General features: G+C 73.7%; 17 protein-coding genes. 2 read left to right on the top strand and 15 right to left on the bottom strand.

Annotated features, from left to right (window positions below; genetic code table 11):
* Positions 1–240: 240 nt before the first annotated feature.
* From FGG90_RS09105 to groES, 3 genes are all read right to left on the bottom strand, one after another.
* Positions 241–1461: an ABC transporter substrate-binding protein gene (locus tag FGG90_RS09105; protein WP_237583284.1), complete on the bottom strand. Its 1221-nt coding sequence runs from the start codon at positions 1459–1461 to the stop codon at positions 241–243.
* Between the two features lie 241 nt (positions 1462–1702).
* Positions 1703–2656: an EamA family transporter RarD gene (gene rarD / locus FGG90_RS09110; RefSeq protein ID WP_094127811.1), complete on the bottom strand. Its 954-nt coding sequence runs from the start codon at positions 2654–2656 to the stop codon at positions 1703–1705.
* A 91-nt stretch (positions 2657–2747) separates the two neighbouring features.
* Positions 2748–3044: a co-chaperone GroES gene (groES, locus tag FGG90_RS09115; RefSeq protein ID WP_012039257.1), complete on the bottom strand. Its 297-nt coding sequence runs from the start codon at positions 3042–3044 to the stop codon at positions 2748–2750.
* Between the two features lie 145 nt (positions 3045–3189).
* Between groES and FGG90_RS09120 the strand changes: the two genes are divergently transcribed.
* Positions 3190–4392 (top strand): class I SAM-dependent methyltransferase, encoded by a 1203-nt coding sequence (locus tag FGG90_RS09120; RefSeq protein WP_094127808.1) that lies wholly within the window; start codon positions 3190–3192, stop codon positions 4390–4392.
* A gap of 87 nt (positions 4393–4479) precedes the next feature.
* Here FGG90_RS09120 and FGG90_RS09125 read toward each other — a convergent pair whose 3' ends face one another.
* From FGG90_RS09125 to glmS, 7 genes are all read right to left on the bottom strand, one after another.
* On the bottom strand, positions 4480–4905 hold the full coding sequence (locus tag FGG90_RS09125; RefSeq protein WP_094127805.1) for a DUF4190 domain-containing protein: 426 nt from the start codon (positions 4903–4905) through the stop codon (positions 4480–4482).
* A gap of 103 nt (positions 4906–5008) precedes the next feature.
* On the bottom strand, positions 5009–6640 hold the full coding sequence (tsaD, locus tag FGG90_RS09130) for a tRNA (adenosine(37)-N6)-threonylcarbamoyltransferase complex transferase subunit TsaD (protein WP_094127802.1): 1632 nt from the start codon (positions 6638–6640) through the stop codon (positions 5009–5011).
* Positions 6637–7254 carry a tRNA (adenosine(37)-N6)-threonylcarbamoyltransferase complex dimerization subunit type 1 TsaB gene (tsaB, locus tag FGG90_RS09135; RefSeq protein ID WP_094127799.1) on the bottom strand — a complete coding sequence of 206 codons (618 nt, stop codon included), beginning with the start codon at positions 7252–7254 and terminating at the stop codon, positions 6637–6639. The genes tsaD and tsaB overlap by 4 nt, the downstream gene beginning before the upstream one ends.
* Before the next feature lie 9 nt (positions 7255–7263).
* Positions 7264–9006, bottom strand: coding sequence for an alanine racemase (gene alr, locus FGG90_RS09140; RefSeq protein WP_237583286.1), 1743 nt, complete (start codon positions 9004–9006; stop codon positions 7264–7266).
* The gene (gene alr / locus FGG90_RS09145) at positions 9003–10160 is read right to left on the bottom strand and encodes an alanine racemase (RefSeq protein ID WP_094127796.1); all 1158 of its coding nucleotides are present in this window, start codon (positions 10158–10160) and stop codon (positions 9003–9005) included. Before alr (FGG90_RS09145) ends, alr (FGG90_RS09140) begins: the two co-directional genes overlap by 4 nt.
* On the bottom strand, positions 10157–10516 hold the full coding sequence (locus FGG90_RS09150; protein WP_094127793.1) for a holo-ACP synthase: 360 nt from the start codon (positions 10514–10516) through the stop codon (positions 10157–10159). The genes alr (FGG90_RS09145) and FGG90_RS09150 overlap by 4 nt, the downstream gene beginning before the upstream one ends.
* Positions 10517–10526: 10 nt before the next feature.
* The gene (glmS, locus tag FGG90_RS09155) at positions 10527–12377 is read right to left on the bottom strand and encodes a glutamine--fructose-6-phosphate transaminase (isomerizing) (protein WP_094127790.1); all 1851 of its coding nucleotides are present in this window, start codon (positions 12375–12377) and stop codon (positions 10527–10529) included.
* A 109-nt stretch (positions 12378–12486) separates the two neighbouring features.
* Between glmS and coaA the strand changes: the two genes are divergently transcribed.
* The gene (gene coaA / locus FGG90_RS09160) at positions 12487–13446 is read left to right on the top strand and encodes a type I pantothenate kinase (RefSeq protein WP_094127787.1); all 960 of its coding nucleotides are present in this window, start codon (positions 12487–12489) and stop codon (positions 13444–13446) included.
* A 42-nt stretch (positions 13447–13488) separates the two neighbouring features.
* On the opposite strand, the gene glmM is transcribed toward coaA, so the two are convergent.
* The 5 genes from glmM to FGG90_RS09185 all read right to left on the bottom strand — a co-directional run bounded on the left by glmM (position 13489) and on the right by FGG90_RS09185 (position 18081).
* Entirely contained in the window at positions 13489–14838 is a 1350-nt protein-coding gene (gene glmM / locus FGG90_RS09165; protein ID WP_094127784.1) for a phosphoglucosamine mutase, read from the bottom strand.
* A 23-nt stretch (positions 14839–14861) separates the two neighbouring features.
* Entirely contained in the window at positions 14862–15347 is a 486-nt protein-coding gene (gene rpsI, locus FGG90_RS09170; protein ID WP_043668864.1) for a 30S ribosomal protein S9, read from the bottom strand.
* A 50-nt stretch (positions 15348–15397) separates the two neighbouring features.
* Positions 15398–15844 (bottom strand): 50S ribosomal protein L13, encoded by a 447-nt coding sequence (gene rplM, locus FGG90_RS09175; protein WP_012039269.1) that lies wholly within the window; start codon positions 15842–15844, stop codon positions 15398–15400.
* A 150-nt stretch (positions 15845–15994) separates the two neighbouring features.
* Positions 15995–16993: a tRNA pseudouridine(38-40) synthase TruA gene (gene truA, locus FGG90_RS09180; protein WP_094127781.1), complete on the bottom strand. Its 999-nt coding sequence runs from the start codon at positions 16991–16993 to the stop codon at positions 15995–15997.
* Complete coding sequence (locus tag FGG90_RS09185) at positions 16990–18081, bottom strand: GNAT family N-acetyltransferase (RefSeq protein ID WP_237583288.1); 1092 nt, start codon at positions 18079–18081, stop codon at positions 16990–16992. Before FGG90_RS09185 ends, truA begins: the two co-directional genes overlap by 4 nt.
* Positions 18082–18097 lie beyond the last annotated feature (16 nt).

The following is an 18097-nucleotide window of genomic DNA, read 5'->3' on the forward strand; positions in this document are numbered from 1 at the left end:
CGGCAGGGCCGCGGGCGGCGGGCGGCGGGCGGCGACGATGCGAGGAGACGCGAGCGGCGAGCGGGGAGCCGCGAGCGGGGAGCCGCGAGCCGCGAGCCGCGAGCCGATCCTCCCGTCCGTCCACGCACGCGCCTCCGCCGGCCCGGCCGTCGCGACGACGGACGCCCGCCCCCTCTCCCCGGGTACGGCGAAGGGCCCGGTCCATGCGGACCGGGCCCTCAGCCGTGCGTGGTGCGGGTGCTAGTCGAGCTTCCCGTAGACCTGCTCGGAGAAGGTGCGCGTGTTGCCCTCGCCGTACTTGTAGACGGAGACGTACGCCTCGGTCGGGTCGCCGTTGTCATCGAAGCTGATCGGGCCGGAGAGGCCGTCGTAGTCGATGTCGGTGCCGTCCGCGATCAGCTTCGCGCAGTCGGCAAAGGTCTCGCACTTGGTGCCCCCCTCGGAGACCGACTTGAGGTTGGCCTTCAGCGTCGCGCCGTCGGTGGCCTTGCCCTGGAGCGCGGCGAGCGCGAGGAGCACGGTGCCGTCGTACGACTCGGCCGAGTAGCTGAAGACCGTGAGGGCGGGGTCGCCGTCGGCCTTCACCATCGCCTGGAGGCGGTCCTGGAAGTCCGACTTCGCCTCGACGCCGGGGTTCGTGAACTGCGCGCCCGCGATGTCGACGTTGGTGTCGGCCTCGGTGATGACGCCGTAGTTGCCGTCCGTGCCGTAGAGGTTGTTGAAGTCGAAGCCCTTCGACGCGAGCTGGTCGGCGATGGTCTTGATCTCGTCGAACGAGATGACGACGAGCGCGTCGGGGTTCGGCGCGAGCACCGAGGTGATGGCGCTGTTGAAGTCCGTCGCGGACGGCTCGAAGACCTGCTCGGCCGCGATGGTGGCGCCGTTGTCCTCGAGCGTCTTCTTGATGTTCTCCTCGAGCCCGGTGCCGTAGGCGTCGTTCATGTAGAGGATCGAGACGTTGGTCTTGCCGTCCTTCAGGATCTTGTTCCCGAGGATCCGGCCCTGCAGCACGTCCGACGGGGCGGTGCGCCAGTAGTAGCCGTCGTCCTTGTAGGTCGAGAAGTCGGGCGAGGTGTTCGCCGGCGAGAGCTGGATGACGCCGGCCTGGGTGACCTGGTCGATGAACGTCTTCGAGACGCCGGAGGACGCGGCGCCGATGATGGCGCTGTTGCCGTCCGCGATGAGCGACGTGGCCGACTGGCTGGCGATGTCGGTCGTGGTGTCGCCCGAGTCCTTGTCCGTCGCGGTCACCGTGATGCCGGCCTTGGCGTCGTTGATGTCCTGCTCGGCGAGGTGGACGCCCGCGAACTCGGGCGGGCCGAGGACGGCCAGGGTGCCCGTCTGCGGCAGGATCGTGCCGATCTTGAGGTCGAGGCCGCCGTCGGCGGTGGTGCCGCCGCTGCCGCCGCTGCCGCCGGAGCAGCCGGCGAGGACGAGGGCGCCGGCGACCGCGATGGTCACCGCGCTGAGGGCTGTGCGGGCAGATCGTGAGCGGGAGGACGTGACCCTGCCGAATGCGCTCATGGTGCTCCTTATTGATGTGTGTGGTGATGCTCGGGAATGTGGTGCATGAGGCACGCGAATGCGCGCCCCGCCTGGTGCGACCCTATGGCGCGGATGAGACGGGCACAATGCATCGGCATTTCCGTCGTGTAACGCGACCGGATCGTTACCTTTCGCGGAAAGCGCGACGGGATCCGTGTCAGATGCCGTCGGCGACAGCCGGTTCCCGCGGTGCGCGGGTCGTCGGCATTCCCGGCCGTCGGGACGCGCGGAGCATGTCGACGGTGAGCAGGACGAGCGCCGCCCACACGATCGCGAACCCGGCCCAGCGCTCCGGCGGCATCGCCTCGTGCATCACGAACACGCCGAACGCGAACTGCAGCAGCGGCGCGAGGTACTGCGTGAGGCCGATGACGGAGAGCGGGAGGCGCCCGGCGGCGAAGCCGAACAGGAGGAGCGGCCCGGCGGTGACCACGCCCGTGCTGACGAGCAGCAGCGTGTGCCCGAGCGACACCGTGCCGATGGTGAGGCCCGCGCCGGCACCCGTGATCACGAGCATGGTCGTGGCGGCGGGGACGAGCCAGGCGGTCTCGAGCGCCAGCCCGGAGAGCGCGTCCGCTCCCCCGCTCACGCGCTTCTTCACGAGGCCGTAGAGGCCGAAGGACCCGGCGAGCGCGAGCGACACCCACGGCAGCTGGCCGTAGCCGATCGCGATGACGGCCACGGCGAGCGCGGACAGGCCGACGGCCGTCCACTGCAGGGGGCGGAGCCGCTCGCGGAGCAGGAGCACGCCGAGCAGCACGGTGACGATCGGGTTGATGAAGTAGCCGAGGGCGGTCTCGACGACGTGGCCGGACAGCGTGCCGTAGACGTAGACGGTCCAGTTGACGAGGATCAGGTGCCCCGCGAGCGCCAGGCCGAACAGGAGCCGGGGCTGCCGGGCGATGGCGACCAGCTGCGGCCAGCGCCGGGCGCCCGTGATGACGAGGGCGCAGACGACGAGCGAGAAGAGGATCCGCCAGCCGACGATCTCGAAGGCCCCGGCGGGCACGAGCAGCAGGAAGAAGACGGGGAGGACGCCCCAGAGCCCGTAGGCGCCGACGGCGGCGAGGAGTCCGGTGCGGGTCGAGGACTCCGAGGCGGTGCGCGTCACCTCATGAGGCTAGCCCCGCCCGGACGCACGGGAGCCCGGCCGAACGCGTCGGCCGGGCTCTCGGGTGGTGCGGTGTCGCTGGTGCGGAGCGTCAGCGCTCGATGACGGCGAGCACGTCGCGCGCGGAGAGGACGAGGAGGTCCTGGCCGTCGTACTTGACCTCGGTTCCGCCGTACTTGGAGTAGATGACCTTGTCGCCGACGGCGACGTCGAGGGGGACGCGGTTGCCGTTGTCGTCAATGCGGCCGGGGCCCACGGCCACGACCTCGCCCTCCTGGGGCTTCTCCTTGGCGGTGTCGGGGATGACCAGACCAGACGCGGTGGTCTGCTCGGCTTCGACCTGCTGGATGACGATGCGATCCTCGAGCGGCTTGATGGAGACCGACACGGTTGACCTCTTCCTTCGTGACTAAGGGACAAGACTTCATTGGCAATCCCCGGGGGAGAGTGCCAGGTGCGATTCTACGGGCTGGGCTTGCACTCGTGCAACGCGAGTGCCAATCCGTGGGGAGCCGCCCCGGTACGGTGGGCGGATGGATCAGTCCGACCTCCGCGAGGTCCTCTCCCTCGAGGGGCTCCGGCTGCTCGACTCCCTGCCCGAGCCCGCGCCGGGCGACGACATGGTGCGGATCGTGAGCGCGCTCCGCGCCGAGGGCCACTCCCCCGCGCTCGTCAGCGCCGTGCTCACGCAGTCGCGGCTGCGCGCCCGCGCGCGGGTCAAGTTCGGCGACTTCGCCGAGCGCATGCTCTTCACCGAGGCCGGCCTCGAGCAGGCGACGCGCCTGCCGGTCGCGGCCCAGCACGCCGGCCGCTTCCAGCAGGCGGGCGTCGCGCACGTCGCGGACCTGGGCTGCGGGATCGGCGGCGACGCCATGGCGATGGCGGCCATCGGGATCCGCGTCACGGCCGTGGAGCGCGACGAGGTGACCGCCGCGGTCGCCGGCTGGAACCTGGCGCCGTTCCCCGAGGCGGTCGTCGAGCAGGGCACGGCCGAGGCGTTCGACGCGGGCCGCGTCGACGGCGTCTACCTCGATCCCGCCCGGCGCACCGAGGGGCACTCGTCGACGCGGCGGATCTCGGACCCGGACGCCTACTCCCCCACCCTCACCGCGGCGTTCGAGCTCGCGGCGGGGCGCGCGGCCGGCATCAAGCTCGGGCCGGGCCTCGACCGGGACCTCATCCCCGCCGAGGCGGAGGCGCAGTGGGTGTCCGTCGACGGGCAGGCCGTGGAGATGGGCCTGTGGTTCGGGCCGACGCGGCGCGAGGGCGTGCGGCGGGCGGCGCTCGTGATCGGCGGCGGATCCTCCGCGGAGCTCACCTCGGCGGCCGACAGCGCGGACGCCGAGCTCGGCGAGCTGGGCGCGCACGTCTACGAGCCGGACGGCGCCGTGATCCGCGCGCGCCTCATCGGCGACCTGGCGCGCTCGCTCGACGGGCGGATGGTCGGCGAGGGCATCGCCTGGATCACCGCCGACCGGGAGCGGGCGACGCCGTTCGCGCGCGGCTTCCGCGTGCGCGAGGTGCTGCCGCTCGACGAGCAGCGGCTGAAGCGCGAGCTGCGGGCCCGCGGGATCGGCACGCTCGAGATCAAGAAGCGCGGCGTGGACGTGGATCCGGCGCGGCTGCGCACGCGGTTGCAGCTGAAGGGCGACGCGTCGGCGACGCTCATCGCGACGCGGGTGGGCGGCCGGCGGGTCGCCATCCTCGCGGACCGGCACGGGGTCGACGCGGGCTGACGTCCGACGGCCGGGCCCATGCCCGGACGCGACGACGCGGCCGCCCCCGAGGGGACGGCCGCGTCGTGGTGGTGCGGGTGGTGCGTGCTACGGCGCGACGGGGATCGGGGTGCCGTTGATCTCGCCCGTGTTCACGGCCGACGTGATGACCGCGATGACGCCGATCGCGATGATCGCGCTCAGGATGATGCCGACGATGGAGGTGATGATGCCGGTGATCCAGAAGCCCTTCGACTCCGGGTTGCGCTTGCGCGCGAGGATGCCGGTGATGAGGCCCGCGAGTCCGACGAAGAACGTCAGGAACCACAGCGGCAGGCAGAGCACGACCGAGACGATGCCGAGCACCATCGACGTGATGGCGAGGCCCTTCTTCGGCGCACCGCCCTGGCCGGGCTGGTAGGGCGCCGCGTAGGGCGAGTCGGAGCCGGCGGCGGGAGCGGCCGGGTAGGCGGGCTGGCTCGGCGCGGGCGGGAAGCCGTCGTTGGAGCGGTCCGGGTTCTGCGGATCGGTCATTGTCGTTCCTTTCGTCCCTGGGAACATACCGTGATGCGTGCCCCGGGATTCTCCTGTTCGGGAAATAGCCGCGAAAGGTCCCCGTAATGGGGGCACGGGCGGATCAGCCGACCTGGACGACCGTGACCGGCAGCGTGGAGTCGGCGCCGAACGCGAGCCCGGACGGGGCCCGGCCCGACTCGATCAGGCGCGCGCCGAGCGCCGCGATCATGGCGCCGTTGTCGGTGCAGAGCGACAGGGGCGGGATCCGCAGCTCGATGCCCGCGGCCGCGCAGCGCTCGGCCGCCAGCTCCCGCACGCGCGCGTTGGCGACCACGCCGCCGCCGAGGAGGAGGCGCGGGATCCCGTGGTCGACGCACGCGGCGACGGCCTTCGTGAGCAGCACGTCGACGACGGCCTCGCGGAAGCTCGCGGCGACGTCGGCGACCGGCACGGGCTCGCCCGCGTCCTGGCGCTTCTCGACCCAGCGGGCGACCGCGGTCTTGAGGCCGGAGAAGGAGAAGTCGTAGCGGTGGCGCTCCATGTCCTTCGGGAGGGAGAGCCCGCGGGGGAAGCGGATCGCCTTCGGGTCGCCGTCGGCCGCGACCCGGTCGATGTGCGGGCCGCCCGGGTACGGCAGGCCGAGCACGCGGGCGACCTTGTCGAAGGCCTCGCCCGCGGCGTCGTCGATGGTCTCGCCGAGGAGCTCGACGTCGTCGACCAGGTCGCGCACGAGCAGCAGCGAGGTGTGGCCGCCGGAGACGAGCAGCGCGATGGAGGGCGTCTCGAGCGGGCGGCCGGATCCGCCGTCGACGCTGAGCAGGTCGGCGCCGACGTGGCCGACGAGGTGGTTGACGCCGTGCAGCGGGATGTCGAGGGCCACGGCGAGCGCCTTCGCCGCGCCGACGCCCACCATGAGCGCGCCGGAGAGGCCGGGGCCCGCGGTGACGGCGATCGCGTCGAGCTCGGCGAGCGTGACGCCCGCCTCCTCGAGGGCCGCGTCGATGGCCGGGGTCAGCGCCTCGAGGTGCGCGCGGGCGGCGACCTCGGGCACCACGCCGCCGTAGCGCGCGTGCTCGTCCATGGAGCTGGAGATGACGTTGGCGAGGAGGGTCTGGCCGCGGACGATCCCGATGCCGGTCTCGTCGCAGGAGGTCTCGATGCCGAGCACCAGGGGGCCCGCGGTCGCGTCGCACTCGTCCTCGTCGGCGCAGGCGGCGTCGCCGGCCTCGGCGGCATCGGCGGCCTCGGCGACCGGCGCGGCGGCGTCGCGCGGGTCGGCCACGGACGGCGGGGTCGCGCCGAGGGCGACGCGCATCACGACCGCGTCGACGTCGTCCGGCTGGTAGTAGTGCGGGCGGACGGCGATCGCCTCGAAGCCGAGCGAGGAGTACAGCGCCTGGGCGACGGGGTTGTCGGCGCGCACCTCCAGCAGCACCTCGCGCGCGCCCCGGGCGTGCGCCTCGGCGACGAGGCGGGTGAGCAGCGCGCGTCCGATGCCGCGACCGCGGGCGGGCTCGGCGACGGCGATGGTCTGCACGTCGGCGGCCTGCGCCCCGCGCGGGCAGGAGAGGCCGGCGTAGCCGAGGATCGCGTCGGTCCCCTCGTCGACGGCGACCGCGTACCAGCCGTGACGGGACGCGAGCTCGCCGCGCATCGCGTCGGACGACCACGCGTCGGTGACGAACGTGGTCGTCTCCAGGTGCATGAGCGCCCCGAGGTCGTCGAGCGTCGCCGGGCGGAAGAGCACGCTCACGACGTGACCCGCTTCGGGCCGGCCGAGACGGTGACGTCGGGCGAGCGCAGGTAGAGGGCCTCGTCGGGGGCGAAGGGGAGGTCGAGCGCGTCCATCCGGCGGGCGACCTGCGCGAGCGAGGCCGCGCGGATCCCGGCGGCGTCGATGCGGTGGTCGGCGGCCGGCACGTCGTCGGGCTTGCTGAGGCCGGGGCCCGCGGTGCGCTCGGCGACGCCGCCGTCGACGGGGGCGCGGTAGACGGACCAGTACAGCTCGCGGCGGCGCGCGTCGGTGACGACCACCAGGGATCCGGTGCCGCCCGCCGCGTAGTGGTCGTGGGCGACGGCGTCGTGGCTGACCACGGGGATCACGCGGACGTCGAGGCCCGTGGCGAGCACGCGGGCCGCGGCGATGCCGACGCGGAGGCCGGTGAAGGGGCCGGGTCCCATGCCGGCGACGACGGCCCGGATGTCGCAGCGCTCCACGCCCGAGGCGGAGAGGCACTCGTCGAGGAGGGTGCCGATGACCTCGGCGTGCCGCATCGTGTCTTCCTCCTGGCGCTCGGCGAGCACGCGGCCGTCGGGGTCGATCACGGCGACGCCCGTTCCGGCGGAGGTGTCGATCGCGAGGAGCACTGGACGAGTCTAGGCGCGGGGGCGCGCGCGCAGGCGGCGGACCCGGACCGTGCGGGGCTCCTCGGGGGCCTCGTCGGGGTCGGCGGCGTCCGCGTCATCCGCGTCCGCGGAGTCCGGATCCCGGTCGCCGGCGCCCGTGGGCCGCGCGATCCGGAGGTCCCACCACTCCTCGGCGACTCCGTCGAGCTTGCCCTCGCCCCACTCGACGACCACGACCGAGCGCGCGAAGTCGACGTCGAGGTCGTCGAGCTCGCGGGCGTCGGCCAGCCGGTAGGCGTCGACGTGCACGAGCGGCGGCCCGTCGACGAGGCTCGGGTGGGTGCGGGCGAGCACGAACGTGGGGCTCGTGACCGGGCCGCGGACGCCGAGGCCCGCGCCGAGGCCGCGGGTGAACGTGGTCTTGCCCGCGCCGAGCGGGCCGGAGAGGACGACGAGGTCGCCCGCGCCGAGCTCGCGGGCGAAGGCGCGGCCGAGCTCCTCCATGGCGTCGGGGGTGGGGACGGGGACGAGCTCGTCGGAGACGGTCTCGGCGGCGGGCGCGTCCGCGTCCTCGGTGCCGGCCGCGGCCCCGGCATCGCGCTCGTGCAGGTGGACCCGGTCCACGCGCGGCCCGACGCGCGTGACGATCTCGTCGCCGATGGTCTCGGCCCAGCCGGCCCACTCCTCGGCGGTGGGCTCGCCGCGGTCGCCGGTGCCGAGGATCACGGCGGTGTCGCCGACCTCGACGGGCAGGTCGCCGACGTCGAGCACGAGCTGGTCCATGGCGATGCGGCCGGCGACCGGGAAGCGGCGCCCGTTCAGCAGCACCGACGCGCGGGGGCCGGCGATGCGCGGGATCCCGTCGCCGTAGCCGAGCGGCACGAGCGCGAGGGTGGAGGGGCCGGTCGTGCGGTGGTCGAGCCCGTAGGACACGCCCTGGCCCGCCTCGACGCGCTTCACGGAGACGACGTCCGCCTCGAGCGTCATGGCCGGGATGAGGCCGAGGTCGCGGCCGGAGCGGTCGTCGAAGGGCGAGATGCCGTAGACGGCGATGCCGAACCGCACCATGTCGAAGCGGGCGGCGGGCAGGCGGATCCCGGCGGAGCTGGCCGCGAGGTGCTTCTCGACCGGCCGCGCGCCCAGCTCCTCGGCGACGCGGACGGCCTCGTGGAAGCGGGCGAGCGCGGCGTCGTCGTCCTCGGGCGAGGCGTCGGCGAGGTGCGACCAGAGCGCGTGCAGCGTGAGCTCGCCCGCGGCGTCGGCGGCGACGGCCGCGCGCACGAGGTCGGGCCACATCTCGGGGGTGGCGCCGTTGCGGCTGAGCCCGGTGTCGGCCTTGAGGTGCACGCGGGCGCGGATCCCCGTGGCGCGGCCGGCCGCGGCGATGCGCTCCAGCTCCCACAGCGCCGAGACGCCCAGGTCGATCCCCTCCTCGACCGCCACGCGGAAGTCGGTGTCGACCCCGTGCAGCCAGGCGAGGAGGCGGGCCGTGATCCCGGCGCGGCGCAGCTCAACGGCGGACGCGACGTCGAGCACCGCGAGGCTCTCCGCCCCGGACTCGAGGGCCGCGCGCGCGACCTGCAGGGCGCCGTGGCCGTACGCGTCGGCCTTCACGGCGACCATCGTGCGGGCGGGGGCGGCGAGCGCCGCGAGCGTGCGGACGTTGTGGCGGATCGCGTCGAGGTCGACCACGGCGCGGCGGCCGGGCGCCTGCGGAGCGGGAGCCGTCGGAGCGGGGACGGTCGCGTCCGCGGCGTGCGCGGGTCCGGTCATGGGACGTGCCTCCGCGTCACGCGGCCGGCGACGCGCGTGACGATCTCGTAGCCGATGGTGCCGGTCGCCTCGGCCCACTCCTCCACCGAGGGGGCGCCGACGGCCGGATCCCCGAACAGCACGGCGTCGTCGCCCACCGCCACCGGCCGGCCGTCGACGACGCCGTCGCCCACGTCGACCACGAACTGGTCCATGGCGATCCGGCCGCTCACCCGGAAGCGCGCGCCGTGGATCGCGACGGGCGCGCGGTTGCTCGCGAGCCGCGGCACGCCGTCGGCGAAGCCGAGCGAGACGAGCGCGAGGGTCGTGGCGCGGGTCGTGCGGTAGGTGTAGCCGTAGGAGACGCCGGTGTCGGCGGGCACGGCCTTCACCGCGACGACGCTGCCGACGAGGGTCATGGCGGGCACGAGGCCGAGTTCGGCCGAGGTGACGCCGTCGAGCGGCGAGATGCCGTAGATCCCGATGCCGAGCCGCACCATGTCGAAGCGCGCCTCGGGCACGCGCAGCGCCCCCGCGGTGGCGGCGAGGTGGCGGATCCCGGGCTCGAGCCCCGCGGCCCGTACCGCGTCCACGGCCGCCTCGAACGCGCGCACCTGCGCGAGGTCCTCCTCGGCGCCGGCGTTGGCGAGGTGGCTGAACACGCCGCCCAGCCGCAGCGCGCCCTCCGCGACGAGCCGCGCGACCTCGGCGACGACGCCCGGCCACTCCGCCGCGGTGACGCCGTTGCGGCCGAGGCCCGTGTCGACCTTGAGGTGGACCTCGGCGGGCCGGCCGATCGCGCGCGCGGCCGCGGCGGCCTCGCGCACCTGGCGGAGGCTGTTGAGGCCGAGGTCGACGTGGGCGGCGATCGCGGCGGCGAAGTCGGCGCCGGGCGCGTGCATCCAGGTGAGGATGGGCGCCTCGATGCCGGCGGCCCGCAGCGCGAGGGCCTCGCGGATGTCGACCACGCCCAGCCGGTCGGCCCCTCCGGCCAGCGCAGCGCGCGCGGACGCGACCGCCCCGTGCCCGTAGCCGTCGGCCTTGACCACGGCCATCACGAGCGGAGCGCCCGTGGCGGCGCGCAGGGTGCGGACGTTCGCGGAGATGGCGCCGGCGTCGATGCGCGCCTCGCGCCGGAGGGCGGCCGGGAGCTGGACGGTGGCCTCGTCGGTCATCGGCCCTCCCCCTCGGTCACCACGAACGCGGTCGCGAGGCCGGCGTCGTGGCTCATGCTCAGGTGGATCCGCGTCACGCCGCGCTCCGCCGCCACCTCGGCGACGGCCCCGCGCACCCGGAACGACGGGTCGCCGTGGTCGTCGCGCACGACCTCCATGTCCTGCCAGCTGATGCCGCCCGGGCCGCCGAGCGCCTTGATCAGCGCCTCCTTGGCCGCGAACCGCGCCGCCAGCGAGCGCGCGGGCAGGGGCCGCTCGGCCGGCGCGAACAGGCGCGGCACGAGGCCCGGCGTGCGCTCGGCGCTCCGGGCGAAGCGCGCCACGTCGACCACGTCGACGCCGATGCCCCTGATCACGCGCGGCCGGTCACTCGACGGTGACGGACTTCGCGAGGTTGCGCGGCTGGTCGACGTCGAGGCCCTTGGCCGCCGCGAGCTCCATCGCGAAGATCTGGAGCGGCGTGACGGCGAGGAGCGGCTCGAACAGCGGCGCGGCGAGCGGGATCGGGATGACCTCGTCGGCGTGCGGCAGGACGAACGCGTCGCCCTGCTCGGCGATCGCGATGACGCGGGCCCCGCGCGCGCGGATCTCCTCGATGTTGGAGATGACCTTCTTGTGCAGCGCGAGCTGGTGCGTCGGGCTCGGCACGATCACGAACACGGGCTGGCCCGGCTCGATCAGCGCGATGGGCCCGTGCTTGAGCTCGCCCGCGGCGAACCCCTCGGCGTGGATGTAGGCGAGCTCCTTGAGCTTCAGCGCGCCCTCGAGCGCGACGGGGAAGCCGACGTTGCGGCCGAGGAAGAGCACGGCGCGGGTGTCCGCCATCCACTTCGCGAGCTGGCTGATCTTCTCGCCCTGCTCCACGACGGTCGCGAGCTTCTCGGGGACCGCGAGCAGCTCCTCGGTGTTCTCCACGATCTCGTCGGCCGAGAGCGTGCCGCGGATGCGCGCCAGGTGCAGGCCGAAGAGGTAGAGCGCGGCGACCTGCGCGACGAACGCCTTGGTCGACGCGACCGCCACCTCGGGGCCGGCGTGCGTGTAGACGACCGCCTCGGACTCGCGCGGGATCGTGGCGCCCTGGGTGTTGCAGATGGACAGCACGCGCGCGCCCGCCTCGCGGGCGTAGCGGACGGCGAGCAGGGTGTCCATCGTCTCGCCCGACTGGCTGATGGAGATGACGAGCGTCGTCGCGTCGAGCACCGGGTCGCGGTAGCGGAACTCGTGCGCGAGCTCCACCTCGACGGGCACGCGGGCCCACTTCTCGATGGCGTACTTGCCGAGGATGCCGGAGTAGGCGGCCGTGCCGCACGCGACGATGACGACGCGCGAGATGTCCGCGAGGTCGACCTCGCCGATGGCGTCGAGGTCGGGCAGTACGACGACGCCGTCGACGATGCGGCCGCGCAGCGTGTTCGCCACGGCGTCCGGGCCCTCGCTGATCTCCTTCGCCATGAAGCTCGACCAGCCGCCCTTCTCGCTGGCGGAGGCGTCCCAGGCGATCTCGAACTCGTGCGTCTCGACGGGCGCGCCGTGGAAGTCGGTGACCGTGACGGAGTCGGGGCGGATGGCGACCATCTGGTCCTGCCCGATGGCGACCGCGCGGCGCGTGAACTCCACGAACGCGGCGACGTCGGATCCGAGGAAGTTCTCCCCCTCGCCGAGCCCGATGACGAGCGGCGAGTTGCGGCGGGCGCCGACCACGAGGCCGGGCTGGTCGCGGTGCACGGCGAGGAGCGTGAACGCGCCCTCGAGCCGGCTCACGGTGTTGCGGAACGCCTGCTCGAGGTCGTGCGTGATCCCGTACTCGCGGCCGAGCAGCTGCGCCGCGACCTCGGTGTCGGTGTCGCTGTGGAACTCGTAGCCGTCCGCGAGGAGGTCGTCCTTGAGCTCCGCGAAGTTCTCGATGATGCCGTTGTGGATGAGGGCGAGCTTGCCGTCGTCGCCCAGGTGCGGGTGCGCGTTGCGGTCCGTGGGTCCGCCGTGGGTCGCCCAGCGCGTGTGGCCGATGCCGGTGGATCCGTTCGGGAGCGGCGACGCCTCGAGGTCCTCCAGGAGGCGGTCGAGCTTGCCGGCGCGCTTGCGGACGCCGAGCGTGCCGTCGGCGTCCAGCACCGCGACGCCCGCGGAGTCGTATCCGCGGTACTCCAGCCTCCGCAGTCCCCCGAGGAGGACCTCGAGGCTCCTGGCCTCACCGACGTAACCCACGATTCCGCACATGGGAGCCGAGTTTACCGTCGGGGATCGCGGATCCCCTGCGCGTGCCGCGCGCCGGGCGCGCCCCCGCGGCTCGGTCACGGCTCGCGCCCCGCCATAGGATGAACGAGCCATGCCAGACACCGCGACGGGACACCCGACGAGCCATGGCAACGTCTCCCCGTTCGTGGAGATCGCCCGGGCCGACTGGGCCGCTCTCGCGCCCGCCACGCACCTCCCGCTCCGCGAGACCGAGGTCGTGCAGCTCCGCGGCATCGGCGACCGGCTCGACATGCGCGAGGTCGGCGACGTCTACCTCCCGCTCAGCCGGCTGCTCAACCTCTACGTCTCCGGCACGAAGAAGCTGCACCGCGAGACGAGCGCGTTCCTCGGCGAGCGCGCCAAGAGCACGCCGTTCGTCATCGGCGTCGCGGGATCCGTGGCCGTCGGCAAGTCGACCGTCGCCCGCCTGCTCCGCGAGATGCTGGCCCGCTGGGACGACACCCCGCGCGTCGAGCTCGTCACCACCGATGGCTTCCTGCACCCGAACGCCGAGCTCGAGCGCCGCGGCCTCATGGAGCGCAAGGGCTTCCCCGAGTCGTACGACCGGCGCGCGCTGCTGCGGTTCGTCACGCAGGTGAAGAGCGGCGTCCCCGAGGTGCGCGCGCCGTTCTACTCGCACCTCGCGTACGACATCGTGCCGGGCGCCGAGGTCGTCGTGCGGCAGCCGGACGTGCTCATCATCGAGGGCCTCAACGTGCTGCAGCCGTCGGCCTCGGGGGCGAAGCTCGCGGTCAGCGACCTCTTCGACTTCTCGATCTACGTGGACGCCCGCACGCACGACATCGCGCAGTGGTACGAGGAGCGCTTCCTCAGCCTCCAGCGCGGCGCCTTCAGCAACCCGCGCTCGTACTTCCACCGCTACGCCGGCCTCAGCGCCGACGAGGCGGTGGCGCACGCGCGGCGCATCTGGTCGAGCATCAACGAGCCGAACCTCGAGCAGAACATCCGGCCGACCCGGTCGCGCGCGACGCTCGTGCTGCGCAAGGGCCCGGACCACTCGGTCACGAGCGTGGCGCTCCGCAAGCTCTGACGCAGCCGCCGCCCGCGAGGGCGACGGAGCCTGCGGACGCGGCTAGATGGCGAGGCGCTCCGTGACGAGCGCAGCGAGCTCCTGGGCGTGGCGCTCGGCGGTCGCCTGGTCGGCGGCCTCCACCATCACGCGGATCATCGGCTCGGTGCCCGAGGCGCGCAGGAGGATGCGGCCGGTGTCGCCCAGCTCGGCCTCGGCGCGCGCGACGGCGGCGGCGAGCTCGGCGTCGTCGCCCACGCGATCGCGGTCGACGCCGCGGACGTTGATCATGACCTGCGGGTAGACGGTCATGACGGACGCGAGCTCGCGGAGGCTCTTGCCCGTGGCCGCCATCTCGCCGAGCAGCTGGATGCCCGTGAGGATCCCGTCGCCGGTCGTCGCGTGCTCCGCGATGACGAGGTGGCCGGACTGCTCGCCGCCGAGCGAGTAGCCGCCCTCGTTCATGGCCTCGAGCACGTAGCGGTCGCCCACCCGCGTCTGCAGCACGGTGACGTCGTTCTCGGCCATGGCGATGCGCAAGCCCAGGTTGCTCATCACCGTCGCCACGAGCGTGCGCTCGGCGAGCAGGCCGCGGCGGGCCATGGAGAGCGCGAGCACCGCCATGATCTGGTCGCCGTCGATGATCTGGCCGGTGTGGTCGACCGCGAGGCAGCGGTCGGCGTCGCCGTCGTGCGCGATGCCCACGTCGGCGCCGTGCTGGAGGACGGCCTCCGCGAGCAGGTCGAGGTGCGTGGACCCGACCCGGTCGTTGATGTTCATGCCGTCGGGGTCGTTGCCGATGACGGTGACGCGCGCGCCCGCGTCCGTGAAGACCTCGGGGCTGATGCCGGCGGCGGCCCCGTGCGCGCAGTCGAGGACCACGTGGATCCCGTCGAGCCGGTGCTGCAGCGTGCCGAGCAGGTGGAGGACGTAGCGGTCCTCGGCGTCCGCGAAGCGGCGGATGCGGCCGACGTCGGCTCCCGTGGGGAGCAGGACGGGCTGGCTCAGCTGCGCCTCGACGCGGTCCTCGAGCTCGTCGGCGAGCTTCCGTCCGCCGGCGGCGAAGATCTTGATCCCGTTGTCGGGAGCGGGGTTGTGCGACGCGGAGATCATCACGCCGAAGTCGGCGTGGACGTCCGCGATGAGGTAGGCCGCTGCCGGCGTCGGGATGACCCCGGCGTCGAACACGTCGACGCCGGAGCTCGCGAGGCCGGCGGCCACGGCCGCCGCGATGAACTCGCCGGAGACGCGGGGATCCCGGGCGACGACCGCGGTGGGTCGTCGTCCGGAATCCCGGGCGTCCTGGCCGAGCACGTGCGCGGCGGCCTGGGCCAGGCGCAGGGCGAGGTCCGCGGTGATGGTCTCGCCGTTGGCGAGGCCGCGAACGCCGTCCGTGCCGAAGAGCCGGGGCATGGCTGCCGGGGTGCCCGAGCGCCTTAGCGCTTCGAGAACTGGGGCGCCTTGCGGGCCTTCTTGAGTCCGGCCTTCTTGCGCTCCTTGACGCGCGCGTCGCGGCTGAGGAAGCCGTTCTTCTTCAGCGTGGCGCGGTTGTTCTCCTCGTCGATCTCGTTGAGGGCGCGGGCGATGCCGAGGCGCAGCGCGCCTGCCTGGCCGGAGGGGCCACCGCCGGAGATGCGCGCGACGACGTCGTAGCTGCCGAGGAGGTCGAGGACCTTGAACGGGTCGTTGACGAGCTGCTGGTGCAGCTTGTTGGGGAAGTAGTCCGCGAACTCACGGCCGTTGACCGTGATCGAGCCGGAGCCGGGGACGAGGCGCACGCGGGCGATGGCCTGCTTGCGTCGTCCGACGGCGCCGCCGGACACGTTGAGGACCGCGCGGGGGGCCTTGGGGGCCTCCTCGTTCGGGGTCTCGGTCGAGAAGCTCTCGGGAGCCACGTCGAGGGAGTCTGAGATCTGAGCCACTGGGTTCGATTCCTTCTGAGGTCTTTGGTCGTCGCTGTCGGCAGCCGGAGCTACTGAGCGACCTGGCCGAGGGTGTACGGGGTGGGCTGCTGAGCAGCGTGGGGGTGCTCGGGGCCCGCGTAGACCTTGAGCTTCTTCAGCTGCGCCGCACCCAGCGAGTTCTTCGGCAGCATGCCGCGGATGGCCTTCTCGACCGCGCGCGTGGGGTGCTTCTCGAGCATCTCGACGTAGGTGGTGGCCGTGAGGCCGCCCGGGTAGCCGGAGTGGCGGTAGGCCAGCTTCTTCTCGAGCTTCTGGCCCGTGAGCGCCACCTTCTCGGCGTTGACGATGATCACGAAGTCGCCCATGTCCATGTGGGGGGCGAACGTGGCCTTGTGCTTGCCGCGCAGGAGCGCGGCGGCGTGGCTGGCGAGACGGCCGAGGACGATGTCCGTGGCGTCGATGACGACCCAGTCGTGCTGGACCTCACTGGCCTTGGGGGAATAGGTGCGCGTCATTGATCTGACTGCCTTCTTTTCGAGGTGAGATGGTCGTGGATCCCGCTCCGTGGGCGTTCTGACGAGAACGCATCCGGTGGAGGGCTCAACCTTGTACGTGCCGCACGCAGGCGTGCAGACAACCGGTTCAGAGTACGCGATCGGAGCGGATCAGGCAATCCCGGGCGTGTCGGCGAGCCGGGCGAGGGCGCGCGCGGCCCCCGCCGCGCCCTCCGCGGCCGGATCCACCTCGTGCGCGCCGCGCCTGTTCCGGGTGATGGCGTTGCGCGCCTCCAGCCCGTCGTCGGCCGGGTAGCCCACCCGCTCGAGCACGAGGCCGCGCGCCGGCATGACGCTGAACTCGCTGGTCCGCTCGCGGACCTCCAGCAGCTCGCGCAGCCGGGCGACCGTCGCGCGGCCGGATGCGGCGGCGACGCACGCGCCGACGAGCGCGCGCACCATGCTGTGGCAGAAGGCGTCCGCCCGCACGACGGCCTCGAGCGCGCCGTCGTGAGCGCGCGTCCAGGTCAGCTCCTGCAGCGTGCGGATGGTGGACGCCCCCTCCCGCGGCTTGCAGTAGGCGGCGAAGTCGTGCAGGCCGAGCAGCGCGTCGGCCGCCTGCTGGAGCACGGCGGCGTCGAGCTCGACCGGGACCTCGACCGTGCGGTGCCGCTGCAGCGGGTCGCGGGGGCCCGCGGCGTCGGCGATCCGGTACCGGTAGGCGCGCCAGGTGGCGGAGAAGCGCGCGTCGAACCCGGCCGGCGCCGGGGTGCAGGCCGTGACGACCACGTCGGAGCGCGCGCCGAGCACGCCGTTCATCCGCCGGGCCAGCGCGGCCGCCGCCCGCTCGACGGACGGGACGTGATCCGCTCCCCCCGCGGCGTCGGCGGCCCTCCCCCGCGGCGGGCGGTCGAGGGACGCGACCTGCGCGTCCGTCAGGTCGAGGTGCGCGACCTGCCCGGTCGCGTGCACCCCCGCGTCGGTCCGGCCCGCGACGACGAGCCCCGGCGCGGGCGGCGTGCGCGCGAGGAGCTGCGCGATGGCCTCCTCGAGCGCGCCCTGCACCGTGCGGAGGCCGGGCTGCTTCGCCCAGCCGGCGAAGCCCGTGCCGTCGTAGGCCACGTCGAGGCGGACGCGCGCGCCGCCCGGGGCCGCCTCGTCCGCGGTCATCGCGCGGCGGATCCCCGCGGCCGGGTCATGCCGACCTCCCGCTCGTGCACCACGGTGCGGCTGGACTGCGTGAAGCCCAGGTGCTCGTAGAGGTCGAGCGCGCCCGTGGGGCTGTCGGAGTCGACGTCGAGGACCGCGCGCTGGAGCCCCTCGGCGCGGAACCCCGCGAAGGCCGCGGACAGGAGCGCCTGCGCGAGGCGCCGGCCGCGGAACTCGCGGCGCACGCCGACGAGGGCGACGTACGCGGACGTGTAGCCGGCCGCCTCCCAGTCGTGCGGCGAGACCTCCGTCATCGCGAAGCCGGCGACCACCGCGTCGTCGCCGTCGCCCGTGACGGCGATCACGGACAGGTCGTCGCGCGCGGTCGGCAGCGACAGGAACGCCTCCCACCGCTCGACGCTGATGGGCTCGGATCCCCAGTGGTCGCGGAACACCTCGTTCTTGGCGAGGCGGGTGCGCTCCCACCACTCGCGCGTGACCGGGATCAGCCGGAGGCCCTCGGGCGCGGGCACGTCGGGGAGCTCCTCGGACAGGTCGCGGTGCATCTCGATGAAGTACCGGTTCGGCGTGAAGCCGCGCGACTCGGCGAGGGCCGTCGCGCCGGCCGAGTCGGCCGGGGACTCGAGCCCCATGCGCGTGGGGACGGGGCCTTCCACGTGGTCGGCGGGCTGCGCGACCGCGAGCGCCTGCGTGGCCCGGGCGACCTGCCAGTCGAGCAGGCGCGCGCCGATGCCCCGTCGGCGGAGGTCGGGCCGGACGCCGCCCGAGAGGTGCCCGCGCACGACGGCCTCGTCGTCCGGCTTGACGATCGCGGAGCCCTCCGCGGCGAGGCGGCCGTCGGCGTCGACGGCGACGATCGCGTCCCGGGAGAGGTCCACGTACGAGAAGCCCAGCGACATCGCGACCTCGTCGTGCGTGGGGCGGTGCTCGGGGTGGTCGGCGTCGGCGATCAGGCCGTGCAGCTCGACGAGCGCGTCCCGGTCGTCGGGTGTCACCGCGCGCCAGGTGATCCCCTCGGGACCCTCGGGGAGCGGGATGGGTGCGGTGGAGGAGGGGTCGTCCGGCATGGTGGTGCTGCTGTCGGTCATGCTCCCAGGGTACCGG

Source organism: Clavibacter michiganensis subsp. tessellarius (genome assembly GCF_021922985.1).
In the GTDB taxonomy this organism is placed as follows: Bacteria; Actinomycetota; Actinomycetes; order Actinomycetales; family Microbacteriaceae; genus Clavibacter; species Clavibacter tessellarius.